Genomic DNA, 12,819 nt, shown 5'->3' with positions numbered 1-12,819 from the left:
CGCGGCGCGCGCGTGCAGTGCGCTACTGCAGCTGTGTCACGATCTCGCGCGCCATCGCGCCCAGCGGCAGGATGCGGTCGGCGCCGCCGCGTTTGATCGCTTCCTTGGGCATGCCGAATACGATGCTGGTGTGCTCGTCCTGCGCCACCGTGCGCGCGCCGGCCTGACGCATTTCCAGCAGCCCGGCGGCGCCGTCGTCGCCCATGCCGGTCATGATGATGCCCAGCGCATTGCTGCCGGCCGCACGTGCGGCCGAGCGGAACAGCACATCCACCGACGGACGATGCCGGTTGACCGGCGGGCCTTCCATCACTTCGACAAAGTACTGCGCGCCACTGCGGCGCAGCAGCAGATGCTTGCCGCCGGGCGCGATCAGTGCGCGGCCCGGCATCACCCGGTCGTTGTTGGCCGCTTCCTTCACTGCGATCTGGCACAGGCCGTTGAGGCGCGCGGCGAAGGCGGCGGTGAATTTCTCCGGCATGTGCTGCACGATCACGATGCCGGGGCAGACGCGCGGCAAGGCGGTCAGCACTTCTTCCAGCGCCTGGGTACCGCCGGTGGAGGTGCCGATGGCGACGATGCGTTCGGTGGTCTGCGCCAGCGCGCGCCCGCTTTGCGCCGGCAGGATCACATCGGCGGTGTGCTTGACCTCCGCTTCCAGCGGCGCTGCGGCAACCCGCGCGGCCAGCCGTTTGACGTTGGCGCGTGCGGCGCTGCGCACCGTATTGACCAGTTCCTCGGCCGAGTCGGTGAGGAACTGCTTGAGCCCCAGCCGCGGCTTGGTCACCACGGCCACCGCACCGGCGGCCAGGGCATCCATGGTGACGCGTGCGCCTTTTTCGGTGAGCGTCGAACAGATCACCACCGGGGTGGGGCGCTCGCTCATGATCTTGCGCAGGAAGGTGATGCCGTCCATGCGCGGCATTTCCACGTCCAGCACGATCACGTCCGGCCATTGCTTGCGCATCTTCTCGATCGCCAGCAACGGGTCGGCCGCGGTGGCGATGACCTCGATGTCGGCCGCGTCGTTGAGTACGCCCACCAGCACCTGGCGCACCACCGCCGAGTCGTCGACGACCATGGCCTTGATGGGACTGGGGCTGGCGGCAGGGCGGTTGAGGGCTATCGACACGGCGGATCCTTGGCTCAGGCCTTGCGGAAGATCGAGGGTGCCACCTGGACCAGATCGATGTCGAGTTCGCTCAGGCTTTCCGAATGACCGATGCAGAAATATCCGCCCGACTTGAGGTTGGACAGCACGCGCAGGATGACCTCGCGCTTGGTCTGGCCGTTGAAATAGATCATCACATTGCGCAGGAAGATCGCATCGAAGCTGCCCAGCATCGGCAGGGCCGTGTTGAGGTTGGCATGCACGAACTTGACCCGGTCGCGCAGGCGGCGCTCCACCAGCAAGGTGCCGTCGTACTCGCCCTGACCACGCAGGCAATAGCGCTTCAGATACGCCTGCGGAATGCCGTCGATACGTTGCAGCGCGTAGTGCCCGGTGCGGGCCTTGGCCAGCACGCGGGTGCTGATGTCGCTGCCAACCACTTCGAACGGCCGCCCCTGCAAGGCGTCGTCCAGCACCATCGCCATGCTGTAGGCCTCTTCGCCGCTGGAGCTGGCCGCGCTCCAGCAGCGGAACGGCAGGCCGCCGCGATGTTCGCCGGCCAGCTTGCGCAGCAGCTCGAAGTGCTTGGGCTCGCGGAAGAAGTAGGTTTCGTTGGTGGTCAGCAGATCGATCGCGGTCTGGATCTCGGCGCGGTCCTGGCGGCTTTCCAGCAACTGCAGGTACTGCGTGTAATTGCTGAACTGGTGTTCGCGCAGGCGCTTGCCCAGGCGGCCGCACAACATGGCCTTCTTGCCCGAGGAAATGCTTATGCCGGCCGCTTCGAAGATGAAGCGCTGGAAGCGGCCGAATTCCTGTTCGGTGATGGCGGTGGCCGTGCTCATGTCAGGCGACATCCGCATCGCTGGGCAGTGCGTTGCCGCACAGGCGGGCGATGCGCACGGCGTGTTCGCGCCACCATTCCGACAGCATCGGCCCGGGCATCGGCGAGCCCATCAGGTAGCCTTGGGCCAGGTCGCAGCCCAGCTCGCGCAGCAGGCGCCAGTCGTCCGGGGTTTCCACCCCTTCGGCCACGGCGGTGAGATCGAGCCGGTGCGCCAGTTCCAGCGTGGATTCGAGTACGGTGCGCTGGCTGCGGCTGCGATGGGCGGCATGCACGAAGCTGCGATCGAGCTTGAGTTCGGTGAAGGGAATGCTGGCCAGGCGCTGCAGCGAGGAAAACCCCGTGCCGTAGTCGTCGATCGACAGGCCGAAACCATGCAGGCGCAGGCGCGCCAGCATGCTCAGGGCATTGGCTGGCTCGACGATGGCGCTTTCGGTGAGTTCCAGCACCAGATCGGCAGGGCTCAGGCCGTTGTCGCTCAGCTTGCCGCATAGCTGTTCGAGAAAGCCCTGCTCGCTGAGCAGGTTGGGCGACAGGTTCAAGGCCAGGCTCAGCTCGAAGCCTTCTGCGCGCCAGTCCACCAGTTGCGCAACCGCCAGGTCGATCACCTGCTGGGTCAAGGCATGGATCAGGCCTTCGCGTTCGGCCAGCGGAATGAAGCGCTCCGGCCCGATCATGTCGCCTTGCGGGCGGCGCCAGCGCGCGAGTGCTTCCACACCGCGCAGGCGACCATCCCTGAGATCGAGTTTGGGTTGGTAGGCCACGCGGATTTCGCCGCGGCGCATGGCCCGGTCCAGCCGCGATGCCGCCGCGCCACCGCTGGACATCAGCGGCGATATCGCCGGCTGTGCAAATGCAGGCGCGTTCGTGGCCAGCCCCGGTTCGCACTCCAGCACATTGGCCAGGTCCTGCAGATGCATCGGCTTTTCGATGCCGCCGAGCACGCGCACGCCGGCACTGCGGCTGAGCTGCATCACCGCATCGATCAGGGCGCCGCCGCGCTGCGAGACCACCACCACCGGCACGCTGTACTTGCCGCGTGCCAGCGCATCGAGCAGCTGCACGCCGTCCATGCCCGGCATTTCCAGATCGATCAGCAGCAGCGATGGTGAAATCGCACTGCCCAGCCAGGCCAGCGCGGCGTGGCCGTCGACCGCGCCATCGACCGCGACGGCGCCGAGCTGGCGGCACAGCGCCATCGCGTGTTCGCGCTGGACCACGCTGTCGTCGACGACCAACACGGGGCCGTCCAGCGCGCAGCTGCAGGAGAGAAGGGTGGGGCGCATGGGAGTCCTTGCGTGCATGCTGGACATGTCAGGCTGCCAGCTCGGCGACAGGCAGCTGGGCGAGTGCGTCGTTGCCCACCACCGCGTCGGCATCGAGCAGGATCACGAAGCGCTCGCCGATCCTGGCCATCGCATGGATGCAGTCGCGTGCGATGCCGGCGCCAAAACTGGGGGCGCCGGCGATGGCGTCGGGCGCGATCTCCAGCACTTCGTTCACCGCGTCCACCAAAAGGCCGAGCACCTGATGCACCTCGGCATGGGCGATCTCCACGATCACGATGCAACTGCGCTTGGTGATCGCGCTGGCGTTGCGGCCGAAGCGTTGCTGCAGATCCACCACCGGCACCACCGCGCCGCGCAGGTTGATCACGCCGCGCAGGGCCGGCGGCATCATCGGCACATCGGTGGGCGCGCGGTATTCGATGATTTCCTTGATACCGAGGATGCCCAGGCCGAACATCTCCGTGCCCAGCAGAAAGGTCAGGTATTGCTGCGGAGCCGTCGATGACGGCGCAACGGTGCGTGTGGTGGTGATGGCTGCGCTGTGCGGTTGCATCGTCGTTTCCTCAGAAGCTGGCGAACTGCGATTCGTCGATCGCATCGGCGGTGGTCGCCACCGCGCTGATCTGGCGCACGTTGCTGCGACGCGGCGGTGCGCTGGCCGCGGTGCTGCTGCCATGCGTTGCGATCCGGCGCGGGCCAGGCTTGCTGCTGGTCGACGCCGCCGCACGCGAGCCGTTGCCGAGCCGGAAGAAGCCCATCAACTGCTGCAGCTGTTCGGCCTGCGCGCTCATTTCCTCAGAGGTGGCGGCCAGCTCTTCGGCATTGGCCGCGGCCGACTGCGTGGTCTGGTTCAACTGGCCGACGGCGGTGTTGATCTGGCTGACGCCGGCAGTCTGTTCCTCGGAGGCGGCGGCGATTTCCTGCACCAGGTCGGAGGTGCGGCGGATCGAGGGCACCATCTCGCCGAGCACGCGGCCGGCGCTTTCGGCCAGGTCCACGCTGGAGCCGGCCACCTCGCCGATCTCCTGCGCGGCGATCTGGCTGCGCTCGGCCAGCTTGCGCACTTCCGCCGCCACCACCGCAAAGCCCTTGCCGTGTTCGCCGGCACGCGCGGCCTCGATGGCGGCATTGAGCGCCAGCAGATTGGTCTGGTAGGCGATGTCGTCGATGATGCCGATCTTCTTGGCGATGTCCTTCATCGCCACCACGGTGGCGCGCACGGTGTCGCCGCCGTCGGCCGCTTCGCTGGCGGCCTTGGCGGCCATGCTGTCGGTGACGCGCGCGTTCTCGGTGTTCTGCGCGATGGAGGCGGTCATCTGCTCCAGCGAGGCGCTGGTCTCTTCCACGCCGGCAGCCTGTTCGCTGGCGGCCTGGGCCAGTGCCTGCGCGGTGGCACTGACCTGTTCGGACGCGCTGGCCAGGTTCTCGGCGTTGCGGTTGACCTCATCGACGATCTCGGTCAGCCGGCTCATGGTGGTGTTGACGTAGCGCTGCATGTCGGCGAAGGCGCCTTCGTAGCGGCCTTCCACGGTGTGGGTGAGGTCGCCGTCGGCCATTGCGCCCATCACCTGGATCACCTCGGAAATGCTGCGCAGGTTGCCGCGCGCACGCTCCACGGTGTCGTTGATGAAGGCCTTCTTGCCCGGCAGCTGCGCCAGCGGTGCCTCGAAGTTGCCGCGGCCGAACTCGGCCACCACGCCCATCGCCAGTTTCTTGACTGCGATATGCGCGCCCACCATCTGGTTGATGCCGGTGGCCATGCTGCGGAAATCGCCGTCGAAGCGACTGCTGTCGATCACCACGTCGATGTCGCCGGCCTCGTGCTCGGCCGACATGTGGTTGATCTCGGCGATCAGGCCGGTGAGGTTGCCGCGCACCTGTTCCAGGGTTTCGTTGATGAAGCGCTTCTTGCCCGGCAGCAACGGCAGCTGCGCGGTGAAGTTGCCGCGGCCGAATTCGGCCACGCAGGCGATGGCCTGCTTCTTGACCGCGATGTGGCTGGCCACCATCGCATTGATGCCTTCGGCCATGCGGCGGAAATCGCCGCTGAAACGCTGGGTGTCGATGACCACGTCGATATCGCCGGCGTCGTGCTCGGCCGCCATGCGGTTGACCTCGGCGACCATGCCGGTGAGGTTGCCGCGGATCTGCTCGACGATCTCGTTGATGAAGGCCTTCTTGCCCGGCAGGCGTTCCAGCTCGGCGGAGAAGTTGCCGCGGCCGAACTCGGCCACGCACGCCATTGCCTGCTTCTTGACCGCGATGTGGCTGGCGACCATGCGGTTGATGCCTTCGCCCATGGTGCGGAAGTCGCCGTCGAAACGCGCCACGTCGATGCGTGCATCGATCTCGCCGGCATCGTGTTCCTGCGAGACGCGATTGATCTCCTCATTGACGTGGGCGATGTTGCCTTGCACCTTGCGCAGCGCACGCAGCACCTCGCAGGCCTGCTCATCGCGCAGCTGCGGCAAGGCGACGGCGAAGTTGCCGCGCGCGAAGGCATCCAGCGTAGTGGTGGCAAGCTGCAGCGAGCCGGTCGCGCTGCGGATCGCATGGAACAGCAACGCGCCGCTGACGAGCGCGGCCAGGACGCTGGCGGCGAGCAGGGCGCCGTGCGACAGCGTCAGCGCAAAGCCGGCGACCACCACCGCGACGGGCAAGGCGAGGGCGAGGGCGGCGGTGAACCACAACTGCGTGGCGATCGGGAGACGGTGTGACATGGCGGCAGCTTCCTGGGCTCAGGGAACAACGAATGACGCGGTGATGTGGGGAGTGCTGGTGTGGTGACTCAGGCCGCCAGGGCGTCCTGATTTGGATGCAATTGCTGCAGCAGGCTGGGCACATCGAGAATCAGCGCGACATCGCCGCTGCCCAGGATGCTCGAGCCACTGATGCCCTTGACCTGCGCGAAGACCTTGGACAACGGCTTGATCACGGTCTGCCATTCGCCCAGCAAGGTGTCCACGACCAGGCCGAAGCGCTGGGCGCCCTGGCGGATCACCACGATGCTTTCGCGCGCCGGCGTCCTGCCGCCAAGCGCGAACAGTTCGCGCAGGCGCACATACGGCAGCACGCTGCCACGCAGGTCGATGTAGTCGCTGGCGTAGTCAGGGGTGAATTCCACGCATTCCTCCACCACGTCCAGCGGCACCACGAACACCGACTTGCCGACGCCGACCTGGAAGCCGTTGATGATGGCCAGCGTCAGCGGCAGCCGCACCGAGATGGTGGTACCCACGCCGGCGCTGCTGTCGATTTCCACGGTGCCGCGCAGCGCGGTGATGTTGCGCTTGACCACGTCCATGCCGACGCCGCGCCCGGACAGGTTGGTGACCTTTTCGGCGGTGGAGAACCCCGGCTCGAAGATCATCGCGAACACCTCGCGGTCGCTGAGCTGGCGGCCCGGCTCGATCAGGCCGCGCTCCAGCGCCTTGGCCAGGATGCGGTCGCGGTTCAGGCCGCCGCCGTCGTCGGTGATCTGGATGACGATGCTGCCGGAGTCGTGATACGCGTTGAGGCCAACCGTGCCGCGTGCGGGCTTGCCGCGCGCCACGCGCACGTCCGCCGGTTCGATGCCGTGGTCCATGGCATTGCGCACCAGATGGGTGAGCGGGTCGCCGATCTTTTCCACCACCGACTTGTCCAGCTCGGTGTCCTCGCCGGCCACCACCAGCGCGATGTCCTTGCCGAGTTCGCGCGCCACATCGTGCACCACGCGCTGGAAGCGGCTGAAGGTGCCGCCGATCTTGACCATGCGCAGTTGCAGGGCGCTTTCGCGCACCTCTTCCACCAGGCCGGCCAGGATCGAGGCCGATTCCAGCAACTGCGCGTCGCCGGTGCGCTGTGCGTTGGCATTGGTGCCGGCCACCGCGATGATGAGTTCGCCGACCAGATCGATCATGCGATCGAGCTTGTCGGCATCGACGCGGATCGAGCGCGCGTCGGGGTTGCGTGCGCCGGTGTCCTGCGGCGCGCGTGCCGGCGTTGCGGCCGGCACGGCAGCCAGCGCGCCGACCACCGGCGTGGCAGCCACGACCGGCTCGCTGGCAGGCACGGCGCTGGCGTCCATCGGTGCCGGCACCGAGAGGATCTCCAGGTCGCAGTCCTCGCGCACGAACTCGAACACGTCCTCGATCGCGGCACGGTCGGCATCGCTGCGCAGCAGGATCTGGAAGCCCAGGTAATTGGCTTCCGGATCGAGCGCTTCGAAGCTCGGCAGCTGGCTGACATCGGTGCTGATCGACTCGACCGAGCCCAGCCCGCGCAGGTTGCGGATCAGCTTGAGCGGCGAGTTGCCGTAGCGCAGCGCGTCGGCGAACAGTTTCAGCGTGATGCGCCAGTAACCGCTCTGTTTTTCCGGGGTGCTGTGCTGGATGGCGGAGGCGGTGACACCGCATGCGCTGGCCTGCAGGTAGGTCTGCAGTTGTGCCAGCAGGGGGTCGGCCTCTGCCGCCAGTGCGTCGGCATCGGCGTGAGCGGGGTCGGCGGCGGTTTCCACCAGGGCATGGATGTGGTCGCAGCACACCAGCAGCAGCGCGATCAGTTCCGAGCTCAGCGTCAGCGCGTCGTCGCGCACCAGGTCCAGCACGCTTTCCACGACATGGGTGAAGCCGACCAGCTGCGGCAGATCGAACAGGCCGCCCGAGCCCTTGATGGTGTGCGCCGCACGGAAGATCGCGTTGACCGCATCCGGCGAGGACTCGCCGCGCTCGGCTTCGAGCAGGTGACGTTCCATGTCTTCGAGCAGGTCCCGGCTCTCGGCCAGGAAGGTCTGCATCAGCTGGTTCATATCCATACGCGTTGCCGGTCCCTTAGTGAATGCGTTCGCCGATACCCGCAACCGCATGCGGGTACAAGGCTTCGAGCAGGCCGAGCAGTTCGATCACATCGACCACCGCGCGGCTGGAATCGGTCAGCGAAAACGGCCGGCCGTCGGCCTGGATCGCCTGCTTGGTCGCCAGCAGCAACTGCAGGCCGGTGGTGTCGATCTCGCTGACCGCCCCCAGGTCCAGGTGCAACCCGCCCGGATGCAGCAAGGCCGGCTGCAGCAGCGGCTTGAGTTCGGCAGCACGACGGATGGTCATCTCGCCTTCCAGGGCGAGCGTCAGCGGCGCGGGTAGATCGGACAGTGGCGTGTTCATGGATGCCTCAAGCGATGCGGTGGCGCACGGATGCGTGCCTGACGCGGAAAAGGTCGCCCCGGCGCGGGGTCGCATGGGCAGCTCTGCACACGGCGATCACGTCGGTCCATGCAGGTATCGGCGCGCGGCAGGAATATTTAGGCCAAATTCACCGCGGTGACGGATTTGCGAAATCCATCACTTCCCGCGTATTAACTGCTCAGCTTTGTCGCAAGCAGACTCAGGAAGCCGGTGTCCCGGACAGTCGTGCAGGACACCGCGCTACCTTTCAGCCGACTTCTTCACTCGCTGCGTCGGGCGCATGTGCGTGACCGCAGCGGGGAACACGCATGAAACAGGCAACATGGGACCGCGCCGGCATCGTCTGCGGCGTTGGGCGTTAGTGAAAATGCCGCATCGGCTTGGATTCGCAGCGGCCCCCGCCTGCGACGCGCTCGACGCATCCTTGCGTCCTGCACGGTCCAGCACGCTGCGTAAAGCAGGCGCAACCGCCCGGCGCGCGTTTCTACCTGGGCGCCAGCATCGTCAGCAGGCCGCGTGCGGCGTTGAAACGGTCCGCGCCTTCCGGCAGCGGCAGCTTGATGCGCAGTTTGTCCGGGCCGTCCATGGTGTAGATCTTGGGCTGCTTCTGGATCATCTGGATCACCGCGACCGGGTCGATCGCCGGTTTTGCCTCGAAGACCAGCCGGCCACCGTTCTCGCCCAGGTCCAGCTTGCGCACACCCAGCGCATTGGCCTGCAGCTTGAGCTCGGCAATCGCGAACAGGTGCTTGACCGGGTCCGGCAGCAGGCCGAAGCGGTCGATCATCTCCACCTGCAATTCGCGCAGCGCATCGGCATCGCGTGCGCTGGAGATGCGCTTGTACAGCGTCAGGCGCGTGTGCACGTCGGGCAGGTAATCCTCGGGAATCAGCGCGGCCACATGCAGCTCGACCTCGGCGCCGCGGACCTCCTCGCCGGCATCCAGATCCGGCAGCTTGCCCTGGCGGATGCTGCGCACCGCGCGTTCCAGCAGCTCGGTGTACAGGCTGAAACCGACCTCGGCCATCTGCCCGCTCTGGTCTTCGCCCAGCAACTCGCCGGCACCGCGGATCTCCAGATCGTGGGTGGCCAGGGTGAAGCCGGCGCCGAGCTCGTCCATGGAGGCGATCGCCTCCAGGCGCTTTTCCGCATCGGAGGTCATCGAGCGACGATCCGGCACCACCAGGTACGCATAGGCGCGGTGATGCGAGCGGCCGACGCGGCCGCGCAGCTGGTGCAACTGCGCCAGGCCGAAGCGGTCGGCGCGATTGATGATGATGGTGTTGGCATTGGGGATGTCGATGCCCGATTCGATGATCGTGGTCGACAGCAGCACATTGAAGCGCTGCTTCTGGAAGTCGAGCATCACCCGCTCCAGCTCGCGCTCGGGCATCTGCCCATGCGCGATACCGATGCGCGCCTCCGGCACCAGTTCGGACAGCTCGCGCTGCATGCGCACGATGCTTTCCACATCGTTGTGCAGGAAGTACAGCTGCCCGCCGCGACTGAGCTCGCGCTGGAAGGCCTCGCGCAGCAGCGCGTTGTCCCAGGCAGTGATGAAGGTCTGCACCGCCAGCCGGTTCGGCGGCGGGGTGGCGATGATCGACAAATCGCGCAGCCCGGCCATGGCCATATTGAGCGTGCGCGGGATGGGGGTCGCGGTGAGCGTGAGCAGATGCACGTTGGCGCGCATCGCCTTGAGCGCTTCCTTCTGCCGCACGCCGAAGCGCTGCTCTTCGTCGACCACGACCAGGCCCAGGTCCTTGAACTTGACGTCCGGCTGCAGCAGCCGGTGCGTGCCGATGATGACGTCGATCTCGCCGCTGGCGACCTTCTCCAGCTCGGCCTTGATCTCCTTGGTGCTCTTGAAGCGCGACAGCACTTCCACCTTCATCGGGTAATCGGCGAAGCGGTCGCGGAAGTTGCGGTAATGCTGCTCGGCCAGCAGCGTGGTCGGCACCAGCACGGCGACCTGCTTGCCGGCGCTGGCGGCGGCAAATGCGGCGCGCACGGCCACCTCGGTCTTGCCGAAGCCGACGTCGCCGCAGACCACGCGGTCCATCGGCTGGCTACTGCCCAGATCGCGCAGCGTCGCATCGATGGCCGCCAGCTGGTCGCCGGTTTCCTCGAACGGAAAGCCGGCCGCGAACGGCTCGTACATCGCCCGGTCCACCTGCAGCGCCAGGCCGGCACGCGCACGTCGGCGGGCCTGGATTTCCAGCAGTTCGGCCGCCACGTCGCGGACCTTTTCGGCCGCCTTGCGCTTGGCCTTGGTCCATTGCTCGCCGCCCAGCGAATGCAGCGGCGCGGTCTCGGCCGAGGCGCCGGAATAGCGGCTGATCAGATGCAGCTGCGCCACCGGCACATACAGCCGGTCGCCCTTGGCATATTCGATTTCCAGGAACTCGCCGGGCATGCCGCCGGCGTCGAGCACGATCAGGCCGCGGTAGCGGCCCACACCGTGGTCCTCGTGCACGATCGGCGCGCCTTCGGACAGCTCGCCCAGATCGCGGATGATCGCTTCCGGCTCACGTCCGACCCGGCGGCTGCGGCGCGGCTGGTTGGCGCGCTCGGGAAACAGCTGGCGCTCGGTCAGCACCGCAATCTGCGGAGCGTCCAGCGCAAAGCCGTCTTCCAGCGGCGCCACGGTGATACCGAAGCGCAGCTTGGGCGCGGCCAGGAAGGCGGGCAGGTCGGCGACGACCTCCGGCTTTAGCTGCGCGGCGGCCAGCACTTCCATCAAGGCTTCGCGCCGGCCGGCGGTATCGGCGGCCACCAGCACACGGCCGGGGTAATGGTCCAGGAACGAGGCCAGCGCCTGGCCGGCCGGGGCGTCTTTTGCCGCCACCGGCAGCGGCGGCAACGGCTGGTCGCCCAGCGCGGCGGCCTCGTCGATGCGCGGATGGTCGCTGGCCCAGACTTCGATGCGCGCCAGCTTGTTGAGCCGCTCGCGCAGTGCGTCCGGCGACTGATACAACTCGTCCGGCGTCAGCAACGGGCGCTCCACATCGTGGCGGCGTTGCTCGTAGCGGTCCTGCGCCTGCGCCCAGAACGTGTCCGCCGCATTGGAAACGCCGGTGGCGACCAGCGGCAGCACGCGCTTGTCCAGATAATCGAACAAGGTGGCGGTCTTGCTGAAGAACATCGGCAGGTAATACTCCACCCCCGACGGCGCCAGCCCCGATTTCAGATCCTGGTACAGCGCGCTGCGCCGGGTGTCCACGTCGAAACGCTCGCGCAGGCAGGCCAGCACACGCTCCACGCTGGCATCGTCCATCGGCACTTCGCGGCCGGGCAGCAGCTTGACGGCCTCGACCTTGTCCAGCGAGCGCTGCGATTCCGGGTCGAAGGCGCGGATCGAGTCGATATCCTCGTCCAGCAACTCGATCCGCAACGGCGTGGCTTCGCCCATCGGGAACACGTCGAGCAGGCCGCCGCGCACTGCAAAATCGCCCGGGTCCATCACCTGCGGCACGTTGCGGTAGCCGGCGCTTTCCAGGCGGCGTTTTTCCGCATCCAGATCCAGCCGCTGGCCGACCTTGAGATCGAAACTACCGCCGACGATGTAGCTCAGCGGTGCCAGCTGCTGCATCAGCGTCTGCACCGGCACGATCACCACGCCACGGGTCAGTGCGGGCAGCCGATGCAGTGCGGCCAGGCGTTGGCTGATGATCTCCGGGTGCGGGCTGAACTGGTCGTAGGGCAGGGTTTCCCAATCGGGAAACGGCACCACCGGCAGCGTCGCATGCTCGCCGAGCAAGGCATGCAGATCCGCCTCGATCTGATGCGCACTCTGGTTGTCGCGGGCGATCACCAGCAGCGGGCCGGCATGCGCCTCGGCGGCGCGTGCGATCGACCAGGCCAGCGCAGTCGGCGAAGACGGAGCGCGCCAATAGGCGCGGAGCTGGCCGGACTTGGGCAGCGGCGGAGAGGGGAAGGTGGTTGGCGACGGCATCAGCCGGCAATTTTATCAGAGCACCCACCGCGGCCGGTCCATCCGGCGTGAAAGCCGGCGTCGGCCCACCTGCGCCGCCTTGGTCGGATGTGCGGCGCTCTCGCCATCTACATACCGACCAGCTCGACTGGTCCTTGCCCGCTCACCGTCTCCGGACTTTGAGCGCCATGGATGCCGCGCCAGAGCCTACAGGGACGTACTTGCGGCGTGTCCTGCGATGGTGGGCCGGCAAGGGCCCTGCAGCCAAGCGACAGATCAATAATCAAAGCCAGGTGAGTCGAGGGTGCGGCGTCCTCACCGCTCGCGGGACACGCCGTGAATCCATCCGTGGAGGCTCGGTGGCGGCATCCATGCCGCCACACGGTCCCGCAATCGGCGAGGACACCGCCCCAGACAGTTGGTCGGTTGTTTGAAAAGCTGCTCCGCTGCACTGGCTTTCTTGCGAAAACGAGCTGACACGT

Annotated in this window: 8 protein-coding genes; all 8 read right to left on the bottom strand. The window is 67.0% G+C overall.

What is annotated here, in order from left to right; translation table 11 throughout:
- Positions 1–22: 22 nt before the first annotated feature.
- A complete protein-coding gene (locus ABQ039_RS13225) occupies positions 23–1,150 on the bottom strand; it encodes a chemotaxis response regulator protein-glutamate methylesterase (RefSeq protein ID WP_026064711.1) in 1,128 nt (375 codons plus the stop codon).
- Complete coding sequence (locus ABQ039_RS13220) at positions 1,147–1,953, bottom strand: protein-glutamate O-methyltransferase CheR (protein WP_016904063.1); 807 nt, start codon at positions 1,951–1,953, stop codon at positions 1,147–1,149. Before ABQ039_RS13220 ends, ABQ039_RS13225 begins: the two co-directional genes overlap by 4 nt.
- Position 1,954: 1 nt before the next feature.
- Positions 1,955–3,238, bottom strand: a complete 1,284-nt coding sequence (locus tag ABQ039_RS13215) for an EAL domain-containing protein (protein ID WP_039519918.1) — start codon at positions 3,236–3,238, stop codon at positions 1,955–1,957.
- Positions 3,239–3,266: 28 nt separating this feature from the next.
- On the bottom strand, positions 3,267–3,794 hold the full coding sequence (locus ABQ039_RS13210) for a chemotaxis protein CheW (protein ID WP_184608984.1): 528 nt from the start codon (positions 3,792–3,794) through the stop codon (positions 3,267–3,269).
- Positions 3,795–3,804: 10 nt separating this feature from the next.
- Positions 3,805–5,961, bottom strand: coding sequence for a methyl-accepting chemotaxis protein (locus ABQ039_RS13205; RefSeq protein ID WP_349778043.1), 2,157 nt, complete (start codon positions 5,959–5,961; stop codon positions 3,805–3,807).
- A 68-nt stretch (positions 5,962–6,029) separates the two neighbouring features.
- A complete protein-coding gene (locus tag ABQ039_RS13200; protein ID WP_349778044.1) occupies positions 6,030–8,036 on the bottom strand; it encodes a chemotaxis protein CheA in 2,007 nt (668 codons plus the stop codon).
- A 16-nt stretch (positions 8,037–8,052) separates the two neighbouring features.
- The gene (locus tag ABQ039_RS13195; protein ID WP_016905011.1) at positions 8,053–8,382 is read right to left on the bottom strand and encodes a lipid asymmetry maintenance protein MlaB; all 330 of its coding nucleotides are present in this window, start codon (positions 8,380–8,382) and stop codon (positions 8,053–8,055) included.
- Positions 8,383–8,887: 505 nt separating this feature from the next.
- A complete protein-coding gene (gene mfd / locus ABQ039_RS13190; protein WP_104544101.1) occupies positions 8,888–12,358 on the bottom strand; it encodes a transcription-repair coupling factor in 3,471 nt (1,156 codons plus the stop codon).
- Positions 12,359–12,819 lie beyond the last annotated feature (461 nt).

Origin of the sequence: Xanthomonas sp. WHRI 6108, from assembly GCF_040202385.2 — a bacterium.
Lineage (GTDB): Bacteria > Pseudomonadota > Gammaproteobacteria > Xanthomonadales > Xanthomonadaceae > Xanthomonas > Xanthomonas arboricola.
This window is presented reverse-complemented; position numbering and strand designations above follow the sequence as displayed.

Excerpts from the sequence above, each read along its gene's own strand:
- ABQ039_RS13220 (WP_016904063.1), bottom strand. The coding sequence starts at position 1,953 with ATGAGCACGGCCACCGCCATCACCGAACAGGAATTCGGCCGCTTCCAG.
- ABQ039_RS13215 (WP_039519918.1), bottom strand. The coding sequence starts at position 3,238 with ATGCGCCCCACCCTTCTCTCCTGCAGCTGCGCGCTGGACGGCCCCGTG.
- ABQ039_RS13210 (WP_184608984.1), bottom strand. The coding sequence starts at position 3,794 with ATGCAACCGCACAGCGCAGCCATCACCACCACACGCACCGTTGCGCCG.
- ABQ039_RS13205 (WP_349778043.1), bottom strand. The coding sequence starts at position 5,961 with ATGTCACACCGTCTCCCGATCGCCACGCAGTTGTGGTTCACCGCCGCC.
- ABQ039_RS13200 (WP_349778044.1), bottom strand. The coding sequence starts at position 8,036 with ATGGATATGAACCAGCTGATGCAGACCTTCCTGGCCGAGAGCCGGGAC.
- ABQ039_RS13195 (WP_016905011.1), bottom strand. The coding sequence starts at position 8,382 with ATGAACACGCCACTGTCCGATCTACCCGCGCCGCTGACGCTCGCCCTG.
- mfd (WP_104544101.1), bottom strand. The coding sequence starts at position 12,358 with ATGCCGTCGCCAACCACCTTCCCCTCTCCGCCGCTGCCCAAGTCCGGC.